General features: G+C 28.8%; 22 protein-coding genes and 1 tRNA gene. 7 read left to right on the forward strand and 16 right to left on the reverse strand.

What is annotated here, in order from left to right:
- Nucleotides 1-232 precede the first annotated feature (232 nt).
- Nucleotides 233-673, forward strand: a complete 441-nt coding sequence (locus RR409_RS08210; RefSeq protein ID WP_332557256.1) for a hypothetical protein — start codon at nt 233-235, stop codon at nt 671-673.
- Nucleotides 674-924: 251 nt separating this feature from the next.
- Here the strand turns inward: RR409_RS08210 and RR409_RS08215 are convergent, their stop codons facing one another.
- Entirely contained in the window at nt 925-1,374 is a 450-nt protein-coding gene (locus RR409_RS08215; RefSeq protein WP_332557257.1) for a hypothetical protein, read from the reverse strand.
- A gap of 207 nt (nt 1,375-1,581) precedes the next feature.
- Here RR409_RS08215 and RR409_RS08220 point away from each other — a divergent pair, with 207 nt between their 5' ends.
- The 3 genes from RR409_RS08220 to RR409_RS08230 all read left to right on the forward strand — a co-directional run bounded on the left by RR409_RS08220 (nt 1,582) and on the right by RR409_RS08230 (nt 4,608).
- Nucleotides 1,582-2,847, forward strand: coding sequence for a patatin-like phospholipase family protein (locus RR409_RS08220; protein WP_332557258.1), 1,266 nt, complete (start codon nt 1,582-1,584; stop codon nt 2,845-2,847).
- A gap of 169 nt (nt 2,848-3,016) precedes the next feature.
- Nucleotides 3,017-3,472 (forward strand): CBS domain-containing protein, encoded by a 456-nt coding sequence (locus tag RR409_RS08225; protein WP_332557259.1) that lies wholly within the window; start codon nt 3,017-3,019, stop codon nt 3,470-3,472.
- 224 nt (nt 3,473-3,696) lie between these two features.
- Nucleotides 3,697-4,608, forward strand: coding sequence for a DMT family transporter (locus RR409_RS08230; RefSeq protein WP_332557260.1), 912 nt, complete (start codon nt 3,697-3,699; stop codon nt 4,606-4,608).
- Between the two features lie 132 nt (nt 4,609-4,740).
- Here the strand turns inward: RR409_RS08230 and thiI are convergent, their stop codons facing one another.
- From thiI to RR409_RS08245, 3 genes are all read right to left on the reverse strand, one after another.
- On the reverse strand, nt 4,741-5,883 hold the full coding sequence (thiI, locus tag RR409_RS08235) for a tRNA uracil 4-sulfurtransferase ThiI (protein WP_332557261.1): 1,143 nt from the start codon (nt 5,881-5,883) through the stop codon (nt 4,741-4,743).
- Entirely contained in the window at nt 5,880-7,019 is a 1,140-nt protein-coding gene (locus tag RR409_RS08240) for a cysteine desulfurase family protein (protein ID WP_332557262.1), read from the reverse strand. Before RR409_RS08240 ends, thiI begins: the two co-directional genes overlap by 4 nt.
- 345 nt (nt 7,020-7,364) lie before the next feature.
- Complete coding sequence (locus tag RR409_RS08245; protein ID WP_332557263.1) at nt 7,365-7,673, reverse strand: HNH endonuclease; 309 nt, start codon at nt 7,671-7,673, stop codon at nt 7,365-7,367.
- 365 nt (nt 7,674-8,038) lie between these two features.
- On the opposite strand from RR409_RS08245, the gene RR409_RS08250 reads away from it, so the two are divergent.
- Entirely contained in the window at nt 8,039-8,803 is a 765-nt protein-coding gene (locus RR409_RS08250; protein WP_332557264.1) for a YdcF family protein, read from the forward strand.
- A 249-nt stretch (nt 8,804-9,052) separates the two neighbouring features.
- On the opposite strand, the gene RR409_RS08255 is transcribed toward RR409_RS08250, so the two are convergent.
- The 10 genes from RR409_RS08255 to glsA form a co-directional block, all read right to left on the reverse strand.
- Nucleotides 9,053-11,260, reverse strand: a complete 2,208-nt coding sequence (locus tag RR409_RS08255) for a heavy metal translocating P-type ATPase (protein ID WP_332557265.1) — start codon at nt 11,258-11,260, stop codon at nt 9,053-9,055.
- A gap of 20 nt (nt 11,261-11,280) precedes the next feature.
- A complete protein-coding gene (locus tag RR409_RS08260) occupies nt 11,281-12,693 on the reverse strand; it encodes a glycosyltransferase (RefSeq protein ID WP_332557266.1) in 1,413 nt (470 codons plus the stop codon).
- Entirely contained in the window at nt 12,694-13,908 is a 1,215-nt protein-coding gene (locus RR409_RS08265) for a HEAT repeat domain-containing protein (RefSeq protein WP_332557267.1), read from the reverse strand. It lies immediately after the preceding gene.
- On the reverse strand, nt 13,901-16,060 hold the full coding sequence (locus tag RR409_RS08270) for a family 2 glycosyl transferase (protein ID WP_332557268.1): 2,160 nt from the start codon (nt 16,058-16,060) through the stop codon (nt 13,901-13,903). The genes RR409_RS08265 and RR409_RS08270 overlap by 8 nt, the downstream gene beginning before the upstream one ends.
- 550 nt (nt 16,061-16,610) lie before the next feature.
- Nucleotides 16,611-17,108: a hypothetical protein gene (locus RR409_RS08275; protein ID WP_332557269.1), complete on the reverse strand. Its 498-nt coding sequence runs from the start codon at nt 17,106-17,108 to the stop codon at nt 16,611-16,613.
- A 511-nt stretch (nt 17,109-17,619) separates the two neighbouring features.
- Complete coding sequence (gene amrS, locus RR409_RS08280) at nt 17,620-18,474, reverse strand: AmmeMemoRadiSam system radical SAM enzyme (protein ID WP_332557270.1); 855 nt, start codon at nt 18,472-18,474, stop codon at nt 17,620-17,622.
- A gap of 21 nt (nt 18,475-18,495) precedes the next feature.
- Nucleotides 18,496-19,899 (reverse strand): AmmeMemoRadiSam system protein A, encoded by a 1,404-nt coding sequence (gene amrA, locus RR409_RS08285; RefSeq protein WP_332557271.1) that lies wholly within the window; start codon nt 19,897-19,899, stop codon nt 18,496-18,498.
- 606 nt (nt 19,900-20,505) lie between these two features.
- The gene (locus RR409_RS08290) at nt 20,506-21,210 is read right to left on the reverse strand and encodes a hypothetical protein (RefSeq protein WP_332557272.1); all 705 of its coding nucleotides are present in this window, start codon (nt 21,208-21,210) and stop codon (nt 20,506-20,508) included.
- A 97-nt stretch (nt 21,211-21,307) separates the two neighbouring features.
- The gene (locus RR409_RS08295; RefSeq protein ID WP_332557273.1) at nt 21,308-21,781 is read right to left on the reverse strand and encodes a hypothetical protein; all 474 of its coding nucleotides are present in this window, start codon (nt 21,779-21,781) and stop codon (nt 21,308-21,310) included.
- A gap of 153 nt (nt 21,782-21,934) precedes the next feature.
- Nucleotides 21,935-22,849, reverse strand: coding sequence for a glutaminase A (gene glsA, locus RR409_RS08300; protein WP_332557274.1), 915 nt, complete (start codon nt 22,847-22,849; stop codon nt 21,935-21,937).
- Nucleotides 22,850-23,011: 162 nt separating this feature from the next.
- Between glsA and RR409_RS08305 the strand changes: the two genes are divergently transcribed.
- Nucleotides 23,012-23,097, forward strand: a tRNA-Leu gene (locus RR409_RS08305).
- A gap of 306 nt (nt 23,098-23,403) precedes the next feature.
- A complete protein-coding gene (locus RR409_RS08310) occupies nt 23,404-23,874 on the forward strand; it encodes a DUF4883 family protein (protein WP_332557275.1) in 471 nt (156 codons plus the stop codon).
- 282 nt (nt 23,875-24,156) lie between these two features.
- Here the strand turns inward: RR409_RS08310 and RR409_RS08315 are convergent, their stop codons facing one another.
- Nucleotides 24,157-25,563, reverse strand: a complete 1,407-nt coding sequence (locus RR409_RS08315; RefSeq protein ID WP_332557276.1) for an aminopeptidase — start codon at nt 25,561-25,563, stop codon at nt 24,157-24,159.
- 100 nt (nt 25,564-25,663) lie between these two features.
- Nucleotides 25,664-26,572, reverse strand: a complete 909-nt coding sequence (gene hprK / locus RR409_RS08320) for an HPr(Ser) kinase/phosphatase (RefSeq protein ID WP_332557277.1) — start codon at nt 26,570-26,572, stop codon at nt 25,664-25,666.
- Nucleotides 26,573-26,578: the final 6 nt, after the last annotated feature.

Here is a 26,578-nt window from a genome sequence, read left to right on the forward strand (position 1 = left end):
TTTAATGTAAAAAAGGAGATCAAAATTATATTATTTTGATCTTCTTTTTTTATGCTCTATTAAATAATATAGCTTTGTTTCTACTTATAAGACATTTGCTTAGACTAATTACTTTAGGTTCACATCTTCTCGGATTCGCTATTTACGCGCATATTTTTTTTCTTTTCGACAATACTAATTTAAAATAAACTTTCTTTTTTCAAAAGTTTACTTTATATAAGGAGAGGAAACCATGGAAAATAAATTGGTAATTAGTCAACTAGAAGAGTTTTTAAGAAAGATTCAAACGGATCTATATTTCTTTGATGATTATAAAAAAAAATCCTCTAATGAACTGTTAAATTACAGTATATCAGAGATGGAAAAGGATTTTAAAGCTCAATTGATGACTTTAAGTTCCCAAGTTAATAAACTTGGAGGAACCTGGTCAAATAGTATAAATTTTTATATGGAAAACCCAACAAATTTCAGTCCGGAAATGAGTAATTTAGGATTAAGTTATAATGACAATATATTAACTGAGGCATATAATTTAGCAAACGAAGGTATCATGATGGGTAATAGATTGATACAGGAAAATCCAAATTTGGATCATGATAGTTATAGAATGGTAACCTTAATTCTTAAGACCTATCAAAAACATATGTACACTTTAATGAGGTATTCTTATTAGAACTAATATTGAGCATAAGAGTTTAAAAAATATCATAAAAATATTTTTTTCTTTGCTTAATTTGTAACCATGAACGCTGAATTTTTGCATTATTATTTAAAGCATTATATATGAACCATATTCATTAAGTCGATTTTAGTTTTGACAATGTAATTATCAAAAATCCCCTATTAAAATAGTAAAGGGACTTTTGATAAGTAATACTCCATATTTTATATATCATTCGGATCTCTATGTAAGAATTTTCAGATTTATTTATTCCACTTTTTGCCTAAAGCAAAACCAATAATCAACCCTATTCCCAAAGCTACAGTTGTTTTAAGTTTTTCAACTTGTAGTTCCATATCTGTAACTGGCTTAGTATTATTAATTATTACTGTATCATTATAGTTTTCTCTTGGGTAAATGTGCGCTCCTACTAAGCAAGCATGTTGAAATCTAACTTCGGAAAAATTTTCTTTTAAATCCTTCAAAATATTTAAGAAATATTCTTTATTCCAATGTTCAGTATCTTTAAATTCCTTATTATTATGTGAATCAAATATCCCCTCTAATAACTCTTTAGAATAATTTACTGCTCTCATTATTTCTTCTATATTTCCAGGTTCTCTTCTAATATACTCACATAAAACTTCTCTCACTTCTTTTATGTTTTCCGAAGCAATTGCTTGTATTAATGAAGCTTCAGCTTTAAATTCCATAGTTATACCTCCTATTTAATATTATCTCTAAAGTATATAGTTAAATTTTACTATAGTCAACAAACTTTGAGCATAAAATTACCTACATTATGGTTACAAATAAATTAGAATAACTATTGAGTACTAAATTTGAATTTTTTGTTATCATTTATTATTTCTTTTGAGTAAAATAATAATAAGACTACTTATATTAAGGAGGATACCATAATGACGTATGGACTAGTTTTAGGCGGGGGTGGTTCTAGAGGTTCTTATGAGCTAGGTGTTTGGAAAGCATTAAATGAACTCAACATCGAAGTTTCGGCGATTGCGGGCTCATCAATTGGTTCAATTAATGGGGCTCTTTTTATTCAAGGAGGCTTCAATCTAGCAAATGAACTTTGGTTAAATTTAGATTTTTATAGATGTTTTATAGCAAGTGAAAAAACTTTGACTCATAGAGATAAGCTTGTTATTAAAGATATCCCAAACTTAATTAAAAGTGCTTTTCAGAATAAAGGTATTGACATTACTCCTTTTAAAAACTTACTGCAAGACTATTTAGATGAAGAAAAAATTAGAAATTCAAATATTGATTTTGGAATTGTTACCTATTCACTAAGTAATTTCAGACCTTTAGAAATCTTTATAGAATCTATTCCTCAAGGACAACTTATAGATTATCTAATGGCTAGTTCTTGTTTTCCTGGGTTTAAGCAAAGTGAAATTCAAGGTGAAAAGTTTGTTGATGGTGGAGTTTACAATAATATACCTGCTGAAATGCTTTTAGAAAAAAATATATCAGCTATAATTACTGTGAATATTCACGGTCCCGGAAAAGTAAAAAAGTTTCCAAAAGAAAAAAAGAACATAATTGAAGTCGAGTGTTCTGAGGATCTTGGCCCCCTTTTCCACTTTGAAAAAGATAAACTAATTCGAAATATTGATATTGGGTATTTTGATACTCTAAAAAAATTCAAAAGAATTATTGGTAATTATTATTATTTTCATGATGAAAAAATAAAAGATAACTCACTTTTATTGCCATTAAATGATGAAGAATTAAATCTTATATTGAAATCAATTAATTACAAAGCATATAGTAAAAAGAACCTAATTCTAAGTAGAGTTATTGCAGAAATAAGTAAATATACACAGAAAATACCTGATGGGAACACTACAATCTTAACCGCGCTTGAAATTACGGCTGAAGTGCTGAATATTGAAAGATGTAAAATCTATCATTATGAGGAACTTTTAGATTTAATACTTAAAACAACACTTTCTCATGATTTAAGTTCAGGAAATATACTAAAGATTAATACAAACAATAAGATTATAAATATATCTGTTATAAACTATGATTTATTAATTAATGATGAGAATACTATAAACATTAGACGGTCATTGGCAATTACTTCGCCAAAATACTTTATATCATCTATATTTATATCTTTAATAAAATATAGAATTAATAAAACTTCATATAATTAGTGTACACTGTAACATTCTTTAAAATTTATCATTTTGTTAAAACAATGTTTTTAAAATTAGGAGAAAAAATGGTATAATAGAATTATTAGTTTTACTCTAACGAAACTAATTATGAAAATAAACGTATTCTATTGTGAAAACATAAAAATTAATCGGAGGATGATTATATATGAATATTGCCTTTTTTCTTACTCCTAAGAGCGAAGTTATCTTTGAAAAGATAAGCTCAACAATGAGAAGAGCTATGGAAAGGATGGAATATCATAGATATACTTCTATACCTTTGTTGGACGACCGTGGAAGATATGTTGGAACTTTAACTGAAGGTGATATTCTTTGGAAACTCAAAAATACTCCTGATTTTAATCTTAAAGACTCAGAGAAAGTTCTTATTAAAGAAATACCCAGACACGTATGTAATAAGGCCGTCTCTATAAACTCTGACATCGAAAGTCTAATTTTAGCAGCTAAATCGCAAAACTTCGTACCTGTGGTAGATGATTCAAATACCTTTATTGGTATAATAAAACGTAGTGATATTATTTCTTATTGTTATAATAAGATTTTTAATGAAAATTACTCAAAAATCCAAGAACTTGAAGAGCTTGCTCAAATTGCAAATTAATAAAATTATATTATTAAAATGAAAAAACCGCTACTACTTTCCTTGTGAAAATTCAATAAAGCTGAAAAACTTTATCATATGATTACAAACACCATAAAAGCTAAATTTATGGTGTTTTAGTTTTTATAAGTCCATGATTATGAATTTACATAAATATAGAATTTTATTATACTAGTTATTATAGTGAATAATTAATAATATTTATTAACGTGGGAGGGATTGTGTTGGAAAAACTTTTCAAAAAAAATAGTATATTTGCTGATATCGGCTTACTTCTAGTAGCTGTAATCTGGGGAGGTGGATTTATTGCCGTTAAGGATTCATTAAATGTAATTACTCCTTTTTATCAAATGGCAATTAGATTTGGTCTATCCACTGTTCTCATGTATATTGTTTTTTACAGTAGGGTAAAAAAAATAAATAAAACTCAACTTAAAAATGGAACAATAATTGGAGTGTTTTTATTTTTAGGCTTTGCATTTCAAACTGTGGGTATTAATTACACCTCAGCAGGTAAAAGTGCCTTCCTAACTGCAGTTTATGTTGTCCTTGTCCCATTTTTACAATGGTTATTATTAAAAAAGAAACCTGATAACTATTCTTTGGTTGGAGCAATCATATGTTTACTCGGTATTTCGTTTTTGACACTCCAAGGTGGATTTTCCATTGGATACGGGGATACATTAACCTTAATATGTGCCTTTGCCTTTGCAGGGCAAATAATTGCAATTGGAAAATATGTTGAAGCTGATGATCCACTAATTCTTACCATAGTTCAACTGGGTGTAGCAGCTATATTATCTTTCATTGTAGCAATATTTTTCGAACCACTGCCAGTTAACATGACTTTAAGAGCTGTTGGTTCTATAATCTATCTAGCAGTATTCAGTACTACTTTAGCATTCTTAATTCAAAATATTGCACAAAAATATACAAGTTCTACTCACGCAGCAATTATTCTTTCTTTGGAATCTTTTTTTGGAGCAATATTCTCAATAATATTCTTCAAAGAAATTTTCAACATAATGATGGTTTTAGGATGTGGTTTAATATTTGTAGCAATTATAACTACTGAAACTAAATTAGATTTTTTAAAAAAGAAAAAGATTGTTAATGAGATAGAAAAAGCAGGCTAAATATATACCAAAAGAAAAGCATAGATAATATCATCTTAGGACGATATTATCTATGCTTAAATATTTTTATGTATGATTTAACACAAATGTTTTTCGTTTCTATAACATCTATTTATTCCATTACAAAATTAATTATCTGTATATTTCTAAGCTTTCGATTGCATCATCTACTAACTTTTCGATGTCTAGTGCTGCTTCAGACTTAATTATTTCTTCAAGTCTAGGCTTAGTTTTAGGATGTTTTGGGACAAATATTGTACAACAATCTTCAAATGGTAAAATAGAAGTTTCATAAGTATCTATTTTTCTTGAGACATCCATTATATCTACTTTATCCATAGCAACTAAAGGTCTAAATACAGGTCTATCACTACAATCGTCACTAACTACTAATGCCTCCATAGTTTGCGATGCTACTTGACCTATACTCTCTCCAGTGGTAACTGAATGTATGTTGTACTTTTCAGCAAGTTTACAAGCTATTCTCATCATAAATCTTCTCATAATAATAGTTAACTCGTCTTCCCTGCATTTTTCAATAATTTGTAATTGTATATCCGTAAAAGAAACTATATATAAATTATAATTACCAGTATATCTTTTTAATATATCTGCCAGCATTTTAACTTTCTCTTTTGCTCTCTCACTAGTATATGGAGGTGAATGATAATATACAGCATTTAGCTCCACTCCCCTTCTAGCCATTAAATATCCAGCCACTGGTGAATCTATTCCTCCAGATAGCATTAGCATTGTGGAACCATTCATTCCATATGGTAGTCCACCAGCACCTTTTATTTTTTTTGCAATTACATAACTTGAATTTCTAATTTCAATGTTAACTATATATTCTGGTGTCTTTACGTTCACCGTTACTCCTTCAAGGTTGTTCAAAATAGTAGCACCTATTTCTCTTGAAACTTCCATTGAATTTAGAGGAAATTGCTTGTTAGCTCTATTTGTTTCTACTTTAAATGTTTTCGCTCCTGTTTCTTGCAATACCTTTAAAGCTTCTTCACCAATTGCTTCCATGGAATTTTCTATTTGGCGTACAATACAAACTTCCATGATTCCAAAAATCTTTGTAACTCTTTCAATAACTTCTTCAAGATTATCGGATTTTATAAACCATCTTCCACTATCTTCAACAAAATCATAATTCATATCCTTTATAACAAACTTAATGTTATCCTTAAGTTTTTTTTCAAATTTCCCCCTATTAAGTCCCTTTAAAAATATCTCAGGGGCATATTTTATTAGTAATAACTCATTCATCTTTTAGTCCTCCTTAAAAACATTAAAACTACTTTAAGCTTTTCGATTACATAATCCACTTCTGCTTTTGTATTACTCTCACAAAAACTAAATCTTATAGCGCCTTGTTGTTCAACTAATGTGAGTCCAAAGGCATTCAATACTTCAGAGGTTTTCGCAGCTTTTGCTGAACATGCTGATCCTGTAGATACATATATATTATGTTCTTCCAAGGCATGAAGTAAAACCTCTCCTTTTACTCCTATAAAACTTACATTTAGTATATGAGGAATAAAATGTTCTTCTAAATTACTATTTACTTTTATATATGTAAAATCCTTTAGTTTTTCAATAAAGTATTTTTTAATTTCAAAAACCTTTTTATAGTTATCATTTAAATTTTTATTCATAATCTCTACAGCATTGCAAAATCCGGCTATAGCTGGTAGATTTTCAGTACCTGATCTGAAGTTTCTTTCTTGTCCTCCACCAATCATTAATGTAATTGGGACAAGACCCCTTTTTATATATGCAAAGCCAACTCCTCGTGGTCCATGAAGTTTATGAGCACTAGTACTCATTAAATCTATTTTACATTTAACCACATCTAAATGAATTTTCCCATAACTTTGTACTGCATCTACATGATATTTAATTCTAGAAGACTTTTCTTTTAAAAGCTTCCCAATCTTTTCAATATCCTGGATTATTCCAACTTCGTTATTTACGTGCATAATACTAACTAAAACAGTATCTTTTTCAATTGCATTTACTAATTCATCTAAATTTATTTTTCCATCAGTGTTTAAGCTTATATATGTAACCCTTATACCTTGACTTTCTAAAAACTTAAAAGTATTTCTTACACTTGAATGCTCTATGTTTGAAGTAATCACATGATTTCCTGGTTTGCAAAATCCCTTAATAAGAAAGTTATTACTTTCAGTTCCACCTGAAGTAAATATTATTTCGTCAGGGGTAGCATTTATAGTTTTACTTATAGACTCTCTGCACTTCCTAAGCTTTTGTTCTGCTTTAAATCCCAGTGTATGAGCAGAGGATGGATTAGCATAAAAATGTCTCATTGTACTAGCTACTTCTTCTATAACTTCTTCATAAGGTTTAGTAGTTGCGCTATTATCAAAATAAACTTCCATTATATCACCTCACAGAGGAACATTATATCACAAAATTAGTTAACTTAAGTATAAAATAGCAAATTTTATTATTAAACTGACAAATAAACATTAAAAGTGTTTATTATTCACTTCTTCTATTTACTTCTTAATATTATATCTTTGATTCTTAATCTATCCAAATTAATAAAAATTACTCACTAAATCACTGTGAAAAACGCTTTCTACTACTTACAGATTTAAAGTTGAATTTTGAAACCCTAGATTGACAGAAGCTTAATGCATTCCTTCGCCAAACAGAACGAAAATATTTACACATTAGTTAATAAAAAAATACCGATGAATAATTCATCGGTAATTACATTTCTATTTACGGTGTCTTTTCCTTACATGTCTTGACTTTTTTATTGTAAACTCTGCAGTTGATGGTTGCTTTTCAACCCATCTTAAATATCTCTTAATTTTTTCATCTTCAAGTAATTTATTTAAAGTGTTTAATTTTACACCTAATTCTTTATTTGTAAACAATGCATGTATTTGCTTATGACACGTGGTACAAAGTAATGCGATATCTAAATACCTACCCCCTACTTCTCTGGGAGTAAGATGATGCTCTGTAAGTTCTACTCCATCTCTTCTACACAACTCACAATTTATTAAATCCTTTGTACTCAATAAATTCACCTCTCATCATGAAATATAAAAGATAAATTTAGCAACCTGTTTTTATTGTAACATAATTTTTTTAAAATTAAAGCCCATGGAAAAATGTGTTAGTTATTGATATACTATAAATATGTGTTCTCATACTAAAGTTTTTTACAACAAAATCTAATTTATTTTAATAAAAAATTAACAGCTATTTCGATAATGAAGTTTTGATAAAGAGTGTTTCATTATTAAAATCATATCATACACAATTAGTGTTTTTTATTAAATACTTGTGAAATTCTAACCTTTGAATGCAGGTGTTATATTACTATCTGTTAATTTTTAATTTTATATAATATAAATAATTTAACAAGGTTGGTGATATTATATTGGATTTATTTAAAATTGACAAACTACTTTTATTTATTGGGATTTTATCAATAATTTATTTTGCAATGTTAAAATTCACACTTTGGAAGATGGCTTTTGCTGAGTTTTGGCTACTTCTCGGAATAGTACTACTACTTTTTTCTATATTATTAGGTAACGGATTAATTTCATTTAATACTGTAAATCCTAATTTAAAGCGATTTATTTTTACTATATTTTTTATTGGCATAAGCATATTTTTTATTTTAGAAGGTTTAATAATTTATAATGGAAGTATAAAAAACACTGAAAAACCAGAATACCTTTTAGTACTTGGTGCAGGATTAAATCATGATAAACTCTCAGCTTCCCTAAGGTACAGACTGGTGACCGCATTAGAATTCAACAATAAATATCCTGATGTAAAAATTATTGTTAGTGGGGGTCAAGGGAAAGACGAAGCATTATCAGAAGCATTAGCCATGAAGAATTTTTTAGTGTCAAACGGAATTGCTGAAAATTTAATAATTTTAGAGGATAAGTCCACTAATACTTACGAAAATTTTAAGTTCTCAAAAGCTATCATAGATAAGCAGAGTAAAAAAAGTGATTATCTTATTACCGTGATAACTAATAATTTTCATATGTTTAGATCAAAATATATTGGTGAAAATATGGGTTTTAAGGTCTTAAGATATCCTTCACCCTGTAATATGCTGAGTGCACCTAACTTTTATGTAAGAGAAGTTTTCGCCTCTATTAAAACTATACTCATCAATAATTAAAACATAACAACACTGATTCTAAGTAAATATTCTCTTCATTCTATCAAATTATGATTAAATCTCCTTCTAACATTCCAAATAATATCGGAACTTTATTTTGATAATAATAAAGGTACTATTAATAAGTTAAATATTAATAGTACCAACTTTATTTATTTATTTATTTATTTATTTATTTATTTATTTATTATTTTCAAAAGGTTCAACCATATGTTTTTATATATTATATTTAACAAAGTTACCTTTTGACTATTTAATAAAAGCTCCTAACTTATTACTCTTTATAAAATGAACAATATTTAGTAATGAAATTAAAGTTATTATCACATCAATAAATGCAGCACACCACATTGTTGCAAATCCTAGTATATTTAAATATATTATTATAGCCTTTAAAATAAATGTAATTAATATATTTGCAATTATCAATTTTTGCGTGTTTTTCCCAAATTTGATTGCTTTTGCAATATAGGTAGGGTCGTCTGTAATTATATCAATAAAATCATCTTTTTTATTAGAAAATGATTTTAGGTTGCCCATAGTTAACCCCAAATAGGATTTATCACACAATTCATCATTATTTTCATCACCAACAAATAATATTCTGCTATTTCTTCCCTTTATAGATTTTAATTCTTCTATCTTTAGCATCTTTTCATTCACTTCCATATCCGAATAAACTTCATCTATAGATAATACTTTACCTACATAATCCGAATTAATTTTATTATCGCTGGTAATCATGATCACTTTCTTTACTCCTATTGCTTTTAGATCATTAATGGCTTTGGGAGAAGTGGCCTTTATTTTATCAGCCATAACTATATAGCCTATGTAATTTTGATTAATTGCCACATAGACAATTGTACCAATCTCATTTATCTTTTCATACTGAATATCATACTCATCCATAAGTTTGCTATTACCTGCATATATATATCGATCTCCATAATAAATTTTCACACCCTTGCCAGGAATCTCTTTATATGATTTTATTCTACCTTTATCAATAATTGGATTTGAACTGTTTTTCTTAAATGCATTTATTATAGATTTAGCAATAGGATGTGTTGAATATATTTCGGCATAGGCTGCATATTCAATAAGCAAATCATCAGTTATAAATCCAATAGGAACAATCTTTGTAACTGTAAAAACTCCCTCTGTAAGAATACCTGTCTTTTCAAAAACTACAGTTTCTACTTTAGATAACTTCCCCATAGTGTTACCATTTTTAATAATTATTCCATTTTTAGCAGCACTAACTATGCCACAAGAAAAACTTAGTTGAATAGAAGAAACTAATACATATGAACAAGATATAAGGAAAAATACCAGTCCCTTGTATATCCAATAATCAAAGTTATCAGAAATAAAAATTGGTATCACAAGTGCTACTCCTAATGCTATAACACATAAAATTCCAGTGTAATATGTTGTAAATTTCGTCATTAACTTTCCAACTGATGTTTTTTTACTTGTGACATCTTTCACTAGACTTTGTATTCTAGATGCTATAGAATTTTTATAGGATTTTGTTACTTTGATTTCTAACAATTTAGTTTCATTAATTGTTCCAGATAATACCTCATCCCGTTCTTTAATTTTTATTGTTGAGAATCCCCCTATAAGCGGTGACATATCTACTTGTGAAGAGCCATTTACTATAATACCATCAACAGGAATTATATCCCCTGGTTTTACTTGAATTATGTCATTAACTCTTATTGCTTCAGGTGATATCATTTCCACTTTCTCTCCATTACTTCCAAATTTTTTATAATATGACTTAATGCTAAAGCTAGTGTCAAGGTAACTTTTAACCTTTTTTCCAATGAAAATTTGAAGATATTTACCTAACTTATAAAGTAACATTACTCCTAATGCTTCATAATATTCACCTATAAGAAAAGCTACCATAGTTACTAAGGTTATGATAAAGTTCTCCTCAAGTATTCTTCCTTTTAAAGTGCTTTTGATTGCTCTTTGTAATACTTCTACACCAATTATTAAGTAAGAAATTGCTGAAAATATAACACTAAATTTGTTATTCATTAGCACTGCAATTGCTGCTATGCTGATACCTAGAATTACAGGTGCTATTTTAATGTCAGTAAATTCATTATAGAAAACTTGCGTATCATAGTCTTCCATATCCTCATTCCTCTTAAATTCATCTTTATAATTCTTAGGAAACAAATTATTTGACGCTTCAACTCCCTGTATTTCTTTAAGAACTACTTGTTTTTCTACATTATTTACGATATCACTTAAACATGTTAATAATTCATCATTATTAACATGCCTTTCAAGTTCAATTCTCCCTCGGGAAGTTACAGAATTTATAATTACACTTTTTACATAGGGTATTTTTCTAATTTCACTCTCTATCTTAGCACCACACTCTATACTTTTCAGTCCCTGAAATTCATATAACTTTCTTAAATTTTCATCCATATGTGTATCCCCCTAATAAATCATTCCTCGGTAAAGCTTTTTCTCTCAATCTTCCCCCACTTGTTTTTGTTCTTTCTATATTTCACCATCCCACTTATTCTAAAAAAAACTATCAATTGCCTATACCCAAAATTTTCGAGGATACTAAAACCTGATAATTTTATCAATTGTTTTATGCTAGAATACTTATTAAAAGTAAATTGCTCTGTTAGTATTGCAGATAAGGATTGTATCATTCCTATTAATAGTGTGATAAAAATCAAAATCCAAGCCGGTGCTAATCTAATTATATCAAAATACATTAATATAGGAATAACTATAAAAATCCCTAAGTCTATCAATGGACCAAGAAATTCAAATATCCAGTAATAGGGTATTGCAATAAGTCCTATGAGCCCATATCTAGAATTGAAGAACATATCCTTATGCTTAATTAGACAATCCATAAGGCCTATTTGCCATCTTTCTCTTTGACTTTTTAAATCCTTTAACCTTTCAGGAACTTGTGTCCAACAAATGGGATCCGGCAAAAACAAAATCTTGTACTCTTCTTTCTCCATAGTTAAATATTTATGAATCTTCAGGATTAATTCCATGTCTTCACCTATAGTGTTTGGCGTGTATCCTCCTAACTTTACTATTGTTTCCTTTTTAAATGCGCCAAAAGCGCCAGATATTATAAGTAAAGAATGAAAGTAATCAAATGCAGCCCTTCCTAGAAAAAAGGCTCTCAAGTATTCTATAAGTTGAAACATAGAGAGATATTTTTGTGGAAGTTTTATTTTTTTAATATTACCATGTTCTATTTCTGATTCATTTGCTATTCTTACAACGCCACCAGCTGCAACAATAGTTTTATCAATAATAAATGGAAAGCTAATTCTAGTCAAAGATTCTTTGTCTAATATGCAATCTGCATCTACAGAAACAAATAAGGGATATCTAGATACATTTATACCACAATTCAATGCATCTGCCTTGCCCCCATTCTCTTTATCAATAATTATCAAATTAGGAATATTAACGTTTCTATACACTCCTCTTACGCTTTTAGTAGCAATTATTCTTCTCACCGGTTCCTTCATTTCCACAAGATCAAAGTTATGTATTAATTTTTCTAGTGTTGCATCACTTGACCCATCATTTATCACTATAATTTCGTATAGTTTATAATCTAGACTCAAAAAAGAATTAATACTATCCACTATAGTTACCTCTTCATTATAAGCAGGTACAAGTAAAGATATAGGAATCATACTCTCAGAATTTTTGTACTTCTCGTAATCGAGATAATTAGATCTTTTATAATTAAAGTCTATAATAGAAACTCCCATTACAATTTGAAGAAAGTGTAAACTATTATTAAAAATTAGATATACAATTACAAAATAATTAAAAAGTAAGGCTAATTGGATAAACAAATAAGTCATCATTTAATCATTTCCCTTTTTACTTTCAATATGATGCGCTATTTTCCTTTTAATACTACTATTATCTATCTTATCAATTTTTTTAGCATTGTCTAATATTGCAATAATTATATCTTTAGCGAATTTATCGTTCCCACTTAAAATATTATCTACATATTTTATATAGTCCTTTGAATTCATTAATGAAATGGCACTGTTATACCGAACTGTCCATACACTATCCTTTAATGACTTTAGTAAATAACCTTGGGCACCATCACGGAAGTTACCAAGAACTTTAGCTGTTATTGCTCTTACCACCCATTCTCCGTCATTTAAATTTGATCCTATTAAATCAATAAAGCTTTGATCTTTTAATTCTCCCAAAAATTTAATCGTTGCGATCTTTAGTTCTATATTGTCGCTTTTCAAATAATGTACGATATTATTCTTAATATAATTAACGGTACCGTCATTTAACTTTTTATTACTCACATGTAGTGCGTTACTTGCAGATTTTATAAATAATGAAACTATATCGCTGTTGGAGTGGTTAATCATCTTACAATAAATACTAGATAAATCACCTTGAAAGCTATCAATGATATGGATGATACTTCTATCAGTAAGATATTCTATTCCCTCAAGATAGTTGAAGGCTTCAATAAAATACTCCTCATCACCAGTTTTTGCTAAAGCCAAAAGTGTATTGTAACTTTCAAAGGTATTTCCTCTTTTTAAAACCTTAATTAAATATTTATTAGCACTTTTGCTACCTATCCTTCCAAGCTTTTCAACTGCTTCTGCAACTTTATGATGATCCTTTAAATGAAGATCCCTAACGTAGCCTTTCACTAATCCAGTTTCTTCAGCTAGATTGATTATAGCTTCCTTTGTTACTTTATCATTGCTATTTTCATAACTAAACAAGGAATTTTCAACTAAGTTTCTTCTAGAAGGTTTCTTAATAAAAGATTTTATTTGTTGTATGATAATCTTTTCTTCTTGCAAAGTATCATTAGTTATTTCTTGTAACTCATGATGCTTGTTTTTGTTATGAGTTTTATTTAATGCACCACACTCAATATATCTATTAACAAACGCATTAATTTCAGGTTGAAGCTTCTTTGCTTCCATTCTGTGAATATAGGAAACACCTTTATTCCATAGAATTGCTATATAAAAAAACATTACACCAGTAAAAAAAATTGATATTATGTAGATAATAAGCTTAGTCATTTTTTTCACCTAATTTATATTCAAATGTTTTCTGTATTGTCTTAAAATATTCTTGCATAATAAAATAGGATTTTTTTAATCTTTCATGATAAAATGGTTCTTCCCAGTTTTGCCATGTATAAAACACCATATCCGTATCAATAATCTTGTTTAAATTCCGTTTTATAATTAAGTTACTATTAAAACCCTCTATTTGTCGTGGTTTTATGCCATGCTTTTGCAGATCATCCATTATTATCTTTGTAGAAGGATCCATAAAATTTAGTAAGGCCCATGGAATTCTTAATTCTAGAACGTCGTCCTTAACCGAATAGTCAGTAAGAGAGCTAAAATCACTACTGTCTGGATTCCCTACACCTTTCACTAAAATTCCTGCCTCATATTTTTCAAAGGGCAAATTTATTTTATCAACTGGCAAATAAAGACTTCTATTTAACGCAAGATAAATTGGACTAAACTCTCCCGAATTAATGTTGCTAAACTCACTATTATTCTCTATTAAATTTAAAACTTTACCATATTGATAAGCAAAGGAATCATAATAGGAATCAATAAAAATTCTTGCCTCTTTTTTACTATCTATTTTTATTAAAAAGTCCACCGAAGACTTAAATCTTATGCCTTCAATGTTACTTGTACTGTTTCCTTGATTTGGTATTGTATCTAGTGGTATATATACAATGTTATCTTCTCTTAATAATTGTGATTTAACTAAAAAATACACATATCTTTCATCATGCTTAATATGCACTTTATTTTCTTCTATATGAGAATTATCATTGCTAAGCCACTCAGACATATCTCCATCTACATAGCATATAGATTTTTCTTTCCCTGGTTCAAAGTCTAAAATCCCAAACATTTGCTCATTTGTTTGCACGTTACTCCAATAAGGCCTTCTTTCAGGAATATCATAATCCATTGTGTTCCAAGTCCTTTTAAACCATTCATCCTGCCAAGTAAAAACTAAGCCACCAGCATAATCCTCCTCAAGTATGTCCTTTAATAAAGAATTATTTATCAGACCTTGTTCTTCTTCTGTATGATTACCTTGATTATAGTTCATATTAATATTCCTGTGAGCCATTCCTCTTGATGCTGGAATACCATATTCTGCAACTAACACTGGCATATTATGTTCCCTCTTCAACTCCCTCAAGTATGCTTTATATGTATTAATTCTTCCATCTTGATCTTTGAAAGTTTTATACTTTTCTTCATAATTCATAAAATCTGGATAATAGGGATATATATGATAGGATGCAAAGAGTCCTGGTTTAAAACTCTCCTTTGCTTTAATGTGTTCAATATTTACAGCAACTAAATCTTCTTTTTCTAAAGGTTCATTAGGATGTTCAAGCATATCAGTAGTAACCCAATTTGTAAAACTTAACGGTCTCTGCGAGCCATATTTTTCTGTTTCAAAGGCAATTGTTGTATCACCTATTTCACTTAAGAAAACTTCAAAGGGACTAGCATTTTCAGAATATAGAAATATACCATCATAATTAACCTTTTCCTTATTTTTTTCATTACTGCCAATAACAAAAGAAGGATCCCATTCTATCCCCAATATCCAGCCTACTACATAATTAGATATATCGTAGGTATAGGTTCCACTGGCGTGGCCCTTTTCAAAAGAAACTTCCGCATTTCCATGGATAACATCAATTATTTGTTTTATATCCTTTGAAAATTCATCTTTTATCTCTGGTGCATAGGCGTTTTCTAACTTAGAAATTTGCTCTTCATCAATCCAGACACCGTGAAAAATATATAGTGGTTTTAAAGACTTTTTATTATGTTCATATAATGCTTCATAAAACTCTGGTTTAAGTAGCGTATATACTCTTATGGAGTTTACATTAAGCTTTTCAATGCAATCAAACCATCTCAAATAGTCTTCTTTGCTAATACCATGTTCTCCAGGAAAGTACCCAGGTTTTGCAGCACCTATGTTCACCCCTGTAATAAAAGTTTTATACCAATTTCCAAACTTATATATAGAAAAGTATTTATTATCAACTCTGAAATTATATATTATATTATCCTTTTTCTGAGTCCAAAGAAAATCTCTTACATCTCCATAGTTGTCTATTAGGAGAAATATTAACGTAGTAGCTACAAAAATGGAAATAAAATATTTACGCATAGATTTTCACCTCTTATCCATTATATTATGGATAATGATAAAATTTTAATCATAAAAAGCTATGTTTAATGAGAATGATTGTTATAAACATAGCTCAAAAACATAGCTTCATAATTTATTAATTTTTATTATTAATATTCAATTTCAAACTTTTTTATAGAAGTTTTTAAACTTCCTGCTAATTGTTCTAAATTATCTGCAGAATTAACGATTTCATGTAATCCAGCAGATTGTTCCTCAGTGGATACGCTAACTTCTTCAGTAGTAGGTAGCAGCCGTTTCCTGATATACTATGAAGTTTGTCAACAAAATCATCCTTACAAGAATTAACCTGACTAAAGGTGTTGTTAACAAAATCAATATAAATGAATTTAAATCAACTTTTCTCAAAACCAGGTAAACTAATACAAATTATACCAAAATCAAAATGCTTATAATTAAATTATAGGCTCATTTAGTTTACCATTTTATAAAAATAAAGTTGTAAATAACATTTATTTACAACTTTATTATAAACATCTCAATTTTATTTTATATATTTTACTATTAACTAAATAATATCTTTGTGCATATTAAATTCTTGATACATTTCAATGGGAACAAGTACTTTACTTAATTCTTCAACTGTCACTTGAAAGAAACTTCTTCCGATATTTAGGGGTTTAATTTGGGAAAGTACATAATCCTGATGAAATGCCCACATGATTAAATCCGAGTGCTTATATTTTTTCGGAGTTAAAATTGCAAAATTCTTAGGAACAAATATTTCATCTTCATGTACAATTGCTGCTGTTAAATCTCCTTTTATAAAGTTTTGTTTAAGACAAAGAATGATGTCGCCTTTAAAAGCTCTATAAAACTCTTCATTATCTTTTGCCTCTGCTTTAAAAGATTTTGTTTTAACAATTTTACACTGCCTCTCATCTATACAATCGTTATCAACTAATGGATAGGTTTTCATAGGCTCTAAACATAGTTGGTTAATTCTAGACGATAAATTTACATCACAAATTTGATATAAGTATAAGGCTTCATAATTAGGTAACATTTTGTCTCCCCCTATATTAAATTTTAAAATAATTTTATATATTATAATTACTCACCTATTTTATTTTAACATACTTAAATAACCTTTATAATAATTATGTTATTCTTAACAGTAAGTTCACAATTTAAACATTTAAAATTTTAATATACAAGTGCGGAATCATTTCACACTATAAAATCACCATAAACAACTTATATTAAAGAAAATTCAAAACAAAACTAAATATTTATGCAGTTTCTTTATTGCATTATATACTTCACAAACAAACATAGCAATATACTTTTACAAGATTTATTTGTAAAAGTATATGCTAAAATTACTCATGTAGATAATTAATAAAAATATTTACCTTTAGCTCCACCATCCATAAGTTCACTTTTTAGTATCTTCCTTAAGTCCGCAAAAGATCATTGCTAAAATAATAAAAGTGATTGCTATAAACTCACCCATCTTAGACCTCCCATCAAGAATATACCTAATATATTTATATTCTTAAAAGGTCTACTTATTCTTATATATTTCCCAGTGATACATAATTTAGATATTTTTCAGCTATCTCTTCAGCTCTATACATTGTCTCAATAGATGTTGCTGGATTATCCATTTTATACATAGGAAAGTATCTAGATAGATGTAAAGGAATATTTTTATCAATACTGCTTAAAAATTTAGCTATCTCTTCTACTTCATCCATAGAATCATTTTCATTACTTACTAGTAGCGTTGTAATTTCCACATGACAGCTCTCTGAAGCTATTTCGATCGTCTTAAGCACAGGCTTTAAACTTCCTCCGCAGACTTTATTATAATACTTGTTACTATAACTTTTAAGATCAATATTCATAGCATCTACATAAGGCAAAAGTTCTCTAAGTGGTTCTTCACTTATAAAGCCATTGGTTACAAGTACAGTTGGAGCCTTTTCGTTTGTTTCTTTAAGTAATTTGACGGCATCATACACATATTCATACCAAATTGAAGGTTCATTGTATGTAAATGCTACTCCAATATTGTTTTCTAAGGTCATTATTAATTCCACTAACTTTTCCTTAGGCATATATTCACTTGTTGCCTTTTCTTGAGAAATTCTATGATTTTGACAAAATCCACAAGTAAAATTACATCCAAAGGATCCAACGGATAATATTTTTGTTGAAGGCTGAAAGTAATGAAGTGGCTTTTTTTCGATAGGATCAAGGGCAATGGACGTGACTTCACCATAATTCACTGTATACAAATTACCGCCTTCATTTATTCTAACCTTGCACTTCCCTACCTTGCCCTTCTCAATAATACAATTATGGGGGCATAAAAAACAATGGATTTTATTTTCTAATTTTTCATAAAACATTGCATCTCTTTTCATAGGAATTCCACCTTCTTAAGTTTACTCCTCGATATGCCTTATAATTTCAAACCTCTCAATTGAGTAATCCTGTGTATTTATATTTGCTTTTCTAAGTGCAATAGACAGTTGTTCCTCAACGGTATCAACACCTTCTAAGTCTGGAAGAAGCAGCCCTGTTTTTCCGTTACTCCTTACTATAACTCCATATATTTTGGGATTTAGTTCCTCTTTCTTTACCTTTTCGGGCTCTGTTAGCACGTCCACAGAAAAATCTATCTCAATTAATTCATTTTCCTCCACTCTATCAAACCTAGAGTCATCTATACCTGCTTCTATTGCATTTCTTATTACCTCTTGCGCTAAGCTATTTGTCACTGGAAATATTGTACCTATACAACCTCTTAACTCACCATGCTTTTTCAGTGAAACAAATACACCTCTTTTTATATTTTTCATTTCTTCAGGCACAAATTCTGGAATGTTTTCCAGCTCTTCTCCCATAGTTAAGTAGTATGTGAGACTTTCTCTCGCTAGTCTTACATATGGATTCTTTTGATGATTTTTTTTCTCGACTAAAGATTGTTTTATTTCTTCAAGATCAAATATTTTAGACTCATCTTTTCCAAGGGGTATTAAATTCATTACTCCATATCCCACACCAAATGTATCTTCATAACTAAGTAATTCACCTCTAAATCTAGTTTTATCTAAGGAACCAAGCAACATAATTACTGATCTTCTACCACATTCACCAGCACTTGCTACAAGCTTTTTATCAATGCTAATTGCTCCTATTGGATTACCAAGTTGTGTTTGCTTTAGAAACTCTCTATCATAAATTTTTCCCAAGGGACTATAATCATATGACCCCTCATCTTTGAGTCTATGAGACAAATCCCCGCTTGCAATAAAAACTATATCAATGCCAAGCTCTTCAACAGCTTTATTTATACACATACCAAACTTATAAATCTCCATATCACTAAGAGGTGCATATGTAATATGTACAAGTTTATAATTATTAAATACCTTATTTATAAAATATAACGGTACAAAAGCTCCATGATCTAAAGTGACCTTCGAATCATAATTTCTAAGTAACTCATTTGTGCACATAACAGCTGGTATATTTTCTTCAATGGCAAGCTCATAAATTTTACTAGTAAGTTTTTTATCAATGTCTAATTCCATTGTCATACCACTAACCCCAAAATTACTCATATTTCCTGTAATTTTATCACTATGGCTAAGTGCTATGGCATCTCTAAACATTGTTCCGTGAGGAGTAACAATTATTATTGTTTGTGGATTTTTTCCTTTTATATCATTTGCAATATTGTCTAAAGCATTTGCTGTATTTGCAATTTTAGTTTCTTCACCTCTTCCAATCTCTGGAATAACAATAGGGGGATGGGGCATTAAATAAAAACCTTGTATACTCATATAATCACCTCAAAATATAAATTAATATTATAAAAAAACATAAAATACTAACATGATAACTTAATTATTATAATTTGCTTTTAAACTATAATATATTCTAAACATCTTTAATGAATCTACTGGTATTTTAAATTACACAATTAGAATTTTATAAAATAATAAAATATATAAAATTAGAAATACATAAATAACCAGACAAATGTGTGTCTTCTATTAATGTTACCTTGCTGAAAGTTAAGATATACTAGAGGAAAAAATAGTTGGTTTAATACTTATGTACGTCGCCAGTTTATGAAATAATAATACTCCAAGCTTCAAAATATCTTGACAATGTTATTAGGCCATTGTGTTTATTGTGATATCAAGAAACTTTGGTTTCATAGAGTGAGGCTTCAACCATATATATTTTAAAAGCAACTACATTGCATTTAAAAAACTATTTAGATTATAAGGTTAAATCGTATTATTCTTTGAAGTAATAATAAAAAAATAAGAAAACAACTAGTAGGCTTAACTCTTAGTTGCTTTCTTATTTTAGATTATTCTAGATAATATTTTTCAAATACACACAATTGCTAAAATATAAATGCTTAAACTTTAAAAATGTTATACCGATTTCTCTGAACAATACAAATCTGACTTCTTAGGAAGTATTTTAAAACCTGCTCTCTTACAATACTCCTTAATAGTGTTTACATACCAATCCTGTGCACGTGGATCTATAACAATATCCTCGATAAATTCTATTGGATCTAGGCTTATTTCAATGTGTGAGAGCTCATCATATTCATTGATAGTACCTATATCCTTTCTAAGCGCAATTAGTCTGACTTCCTTTTCATGCTCAAAGGCTTTTCTTTTAAATAAACCTTGAATTAGATCATTATTTACCACTTTATTTAGGGCTAAACCTTGTAATACTTCCACTAGATTCTCATAATATATCACTGGTGATAAAACCCCGAATTTAACTTCTTCAATTAATTGAAATTTTTCTACAGTTGTTTGAATCAGTATTCCTTCGCTTTCCCTTGAATATATTCTCCATAGTGCATCAGATACACCTTCCAAGCTCCAACATTGCCCATATAAATCATTTAAATTATAAGTATTATTATATAAACATTGTTCTCCATCATCAAAGAGCTTTCTTGTTGGAACTTCCCATGTATCCTCCCAAAATAACAGCTTTGTCAGATATGTTTTTCTTTGTTCAATAAAACTAATGAATTGACTTAAAGACATGTATCTGTATAATTTTGTATCTAATTTCAAAGCTTTATCTATTATCACTCCATTAAAATTAGCCATTTATCTCCTCACTAATTTCCAAGTATTCTTTTTATTAAAAATCTATAAAAAATTTAATCTAATTTTCGAATTTCTAGTTTTACATTATAGAATAGTTTCAAAAATATAAGTATTCCTTTATATCATCTATAAACTCTACGAAATTCAAAACTCTGGTAGAATCAAAAATTAGTGTAGCACTGCTAATTAATTTTTTATCCTCTGTAACTAGTATAAATTCCTCGTGTCTGTTGCAAATGCAAAGAAGATTAAAATCACTTGTTGATATCTTATTATCATTTATAATAAAAACCCCAGCTCTCTCATTCCTCTTTATATTTACATTAAGTTTATCTTCAAGAACATTTACTTCTTCTTCTAAAACATGCCCTAATATATTCAAGAATTTATCAGAAAGTATTTGAATTCCATTATAAGTCTTAAACTCTTTTTGAGATAATTCCCTTGCTATGTCTTTGGATATTATGAAGTCAACATAATTATTTTTCTCAATATCATTGAACAAGTTAGGATATTTTCTCCAAATTATTATTACAATGTTAGAATCTAATAAATATTGTCTACACTTCATCTAGTAGTCTCCTTTTCAGAGTTTCATTAACATCATACTTTAAATATATAAATTTTAGTATTTCCAACAGCTGTATTTTCATTACAATAAACAACAAAAAAATATACCTCATATTAAGTATGAAGGTATATTTTTCACGATGAATAAAACTGCTTAAAAAATGCTAAGATCAAATTCCTGAGATAAACCCTCAAGTATTTTTATTCCAGCAATACTATTTCCTTTATGATCCAAAGCTGGACCAAGAACTCCTATGCCCATTCTTCTTGGAACTGCAGCCATTATACCTCCACCTACTCCACTTTTTGCTGGTATTCCAATATGTACTGCAAATTTACCGGAAGCATCATACATTCCACATGTAACCATTATAGTTTTAATAATTCTGCATGCTTCTCTTGATATAACTCTTTCGTTATTAAATAAAACTCCCTCATTTGCAAGCATTGCTCCGATTCTTGAAATATCCTTGCAAGTAACTTCCATAGAACAAGCTCTAAAATAAACATCTAAAACGTCTTCTACATCCCCCTGTATTATACCATTACCTTTCATAAAGTATGCTAAAGCCCTATTTCTATCCCCTGTATCCTTTTCGCTCAAATAAACATTATGATTTACTTCAATGCTATCATTACTAGTTATCTTCCTGGTAAATTTAAGCACCCTATTAAACTTTTCTTCAGCAGATTCCCCATTGATTAAAGATACTGTTGCGATTGCCCCTGCATTTATCATTGGATTTAATGGTTTCTTTTGCTTATTACTTTCTAAGTTAATAATAGAGTTGAAAGCAGACTCAGTTGGTTCCATACCAATTTTAGAAAATACATATTCTGTTCCATTATCAAGTACAGCTAGCATTAAAATAATAACCTTTGAAATACTTTGTATTGTGAACTTGGTATCATAATCACCAGCGTAGTACTCTTCCCCATCCAAAGTAGTTACACAAATTCCCAGAGCATTCGGATTTGCTTTTGCAAGCTCTGGAATATATGAAGCAACTTCCCCTCGCTTTGACCATTCCCTATTTTTTTCAATGATATTTTCAAGAATTTTTTTCATTATGATACTCTCCAATCTACTATATACATTATAATTACAAAAATATTATATACATATAATATTGATATTTCAACTTTATTAAGTCCTAACCAAATAGTTTTTTCTAAAATTTTCATATAACTATTGAAAGTAGTTTAAATATATGTTATTATATATTTGCTTGCTGATGTGGCGGAATGGCAGACGCAGTGGACTCAAAATCCACCGACCTTAAAATCGTGAGGGTTCGAATCCCTCCATCAGCACCAATAAAAAACACACTTTCATTTGAAAGTGTGTTTTTTATTGAATTAGTTTCTATACTACAATAAACTTGGATACTACATAAGTTCATCTTTTTTATGTTTTTAGGGCAGATTTCAAATATACTAAGTTATCTTCAAAATTCCTTTTTTCTTCAAGAAATAATGAATCAATCTTATAAAATTCCACTTAAAAATATTATAAATTGCTTTCTCAATGATTTACCATATTATATTAAATTAAATTCTTAAAAACTAGTAATAAAACCTCCTTATTTTTCATAGGTTAGTATGGGAAAAGGGGATGATATTTTGAATAAAAAATTTCTAATTGTATTTATTTTAATAATATTTACACTTAATTTTACTGGGTGTAGCTTAGTTAATAAGGCTTTACATAGTGAAAAACCTACTAATTACTTTTATACCAATGGACTTTTAGATTCTTATAACACTGAAAGACCAAAGCTAATTACTTTTTTCTACTCTGATTTATATAAAGAAAAAACTTTAGATAAGAACAACTATGTTGATGTTGATAATTTTTTAAAATCATTGAAAAGCGAATATTTCATAAGTAAACCTTCAACTTTACCTGAAATACCCTTATATAAAATATATATTGAATTCGAAAAAATTAAATATGTATTAAATGTATATAATGAAACCTACGTTTCAATCTATCCTTGGGATGGAAAGTATGATATGGATTTTATAGATATGAGTAAGATTCCAATTAATTATAATATATATGGAGTTTGTAAATATTATCTTCCAGATTAGTGAAATTTAATTTGATTTATTGCTTAGTAAAACCCTTATTAACAATAGAAATGATATCTTTAATTAAAATTTATACAGGAATTTTAATACTAAAGTAATATAAATATGAATTTTTTTAACTACAATAAAATTTGTAGATGTTAATACTTCATTCTTATCACTAAAATTAAAAGGATAGACTAAATGTCTATCCTTTTAACTTGAAAATATATTAATGTTAAACAACCTATTTATTTTATAATTGGTTTTATTTAAAAGCTTTTTAATTTATAACATTAAATATTAAATTTCTAATAAGAAAGCTTCATATGCTCTGCATGCTTCATATATATCTGCTTTACTTGCTATTTCCCATGGTGCATGCATGTTGTGAAGAGCAACTCCTGAGTCAATAACTTCCATTCCATATTCTGCTAAGATGTAAGCTATAGTTCCGCCGCCGCCTTGGTCAACTTTTCCAAGCTCTGATGTTTGCCAAGAAACATTATGCTTCTCCATAATTCTTCTTAACTCAGCTATAAATTCTGGATTTGCATCGTTACATCCGCCTTTTCCTCTAGCTCCAGTGTACTTATTGAATACAACACCCTTACCAAAGAAAGCATTGTTTTGTTTTTCACTTACAGATGGATAATTTGGATCAAAAGCTGCACTTACGTCAGAAGATAACATTTTTGAATTAGCTAATGCTCTTCTAACTTTTAAGTCGCTATAATCTCCCATTAAATTAACAATTTCTGCAACAGTATTTTCAAAGAATCTTGATTGCATACCTGTTGCACCAATACTACCTACTTCTTCTTTATCAACTAAAAGTGTAATACAAGTCTTGTCTGTTTCTTTAAGCTTCATCATAGCTTCAAAAGAAGTATATGCGCAAATTCTATCATCATGTCCATAAGCCATAACCATTGAACTATCTAATCCATAACTTCTTGCTCTTCCTGCTGGAACAACCTCTAATTCAGCTGAGACGAAATCTTCTTCATCTATACCATATTTTTCATTTAATAATCTTAAAACATTTAGTTTTACTCTATTTTTTGCTTCTTTATCTTCTATTGGCATACTTCCAATGCAAACATTTAAGCTTTCGCCTTCTATTCCTTTTGCTAATGTTTTTTGCATTTGGTCAGCTGCAAGATGAATTAGTAAATCGGAAATACCAACTACTGGCTCTTTATCATCTTCACCTATAACCACATTTACAGCAGTTCCATCTTTTCTTATAACTACTCCATGAATTGCTAGTGGAATGGTAACCCATTGATATTTTTTTACTCCGCCATAGTAGTGAGTTTTTAACAGAGCAAAATCAGAATCCTCATATAGTGGGTTTTGTTTAAGGTCTAATCTTGGAGAGTCAACATGAGCTCCTAATATTTTAAATCCTTTTTCTATTGGCTGAGAGCCTATTAAGAATAATGCAAGAGTTTTTCCCATACAATTAGCATATACTTTATCGCCTTGTTGAAGTTTTTTCCCTTCATTGATATAGGAGTTTATATCTTTATAACCTTCTTTTTCAGCAAGAATGATGAATTCGTTTACACATTCTCTCTCAGTTTTACATTTAGACATAAAATCTATATATCTGTCTGATAAGTTAAATACTTTTTCTAAATCTTCTTTATTATACTTGTCCCAAGCTAACTCATATTTTTTTACAAGCTTATTTAAATCTTCCATTTTGAATCCTCCTAAATTGAACTTTATATATTCAATTTTACTAAATAATAGGTTTAATTACAATTAAATTTTCGTGAATTGACAAAGTTTATTATATGTTCTAAAAATTCATTTCATTTATTCTTTTTTCAATTGTATCTACAGGAGTTATATGTGAAGTAGCATGATATCGATAATTTGCTGCTGCGGCTTCAATAATAACTGCAATATTTCTACCAGGTCTAATCGGTAAAAGCATCTTTTCTATATTTAAACCTAATATATCTTCGTATTTTTTATCTATGCCAAGTCTATCAAAATCCTGCTCATCATCCCAATTAACTAAAGATATAACTAAACTTATTTTTTTATTAATTATAATTGAACTACTTCCATAGATTGCTGAAACATCAATAATACCCATTCCTCTAACTTCTAACATTCCTCTAGTTATGTATGGACAAGTTCCGTATATAAACCCATCAATTTCTTTAATATCTACTGCATCATCTGCAATTAATCTATGCCCTCGTTTAATGAGCTCCAAAGCAGCCTCACTTTTACCAATACCACTTTCACCAGTAATAAGTATACCAATGCCATAAACATCAACAAGAACTCCATGCATCCTAATTTCAGGTGCTAATTCACTATCTAAATAATTAGTTATTCTGCTTACAAATCGTGTTGATTTTATATTGCTTCTTAAAATATTGGCATTATATTTTTTCGCAGCTTCAATAAACTCAAGTGGTGGTATTAAATCACGTGTAATAATCACACATGGATTTTCGTAAGAAAAAAACTTATCTAACCGCTGAACTTTAGTGTCAACAGCCAATGATTGAAGATAGCTCCATTCTGTTTTTCCAACAATTTGAACTCTCTTATTATCATAATAATCATAAAATCCTGCAAATTGTAATCCTGGTCTATTTATATCACTTACGGAAATATCTACATTCAAATTTCCTTCAACTAAAACTTCTAAATCAAAATATTTTATTAAATCCTTAACATACACTGTCAATTAGCT

Source organism: Clostridium sp., assembly GCF_036642255.1.
Lineage (GTDB): Bacteria > Bacillota > Clostridia > Clostridiales > Clostridiaceae > Clostridium_J.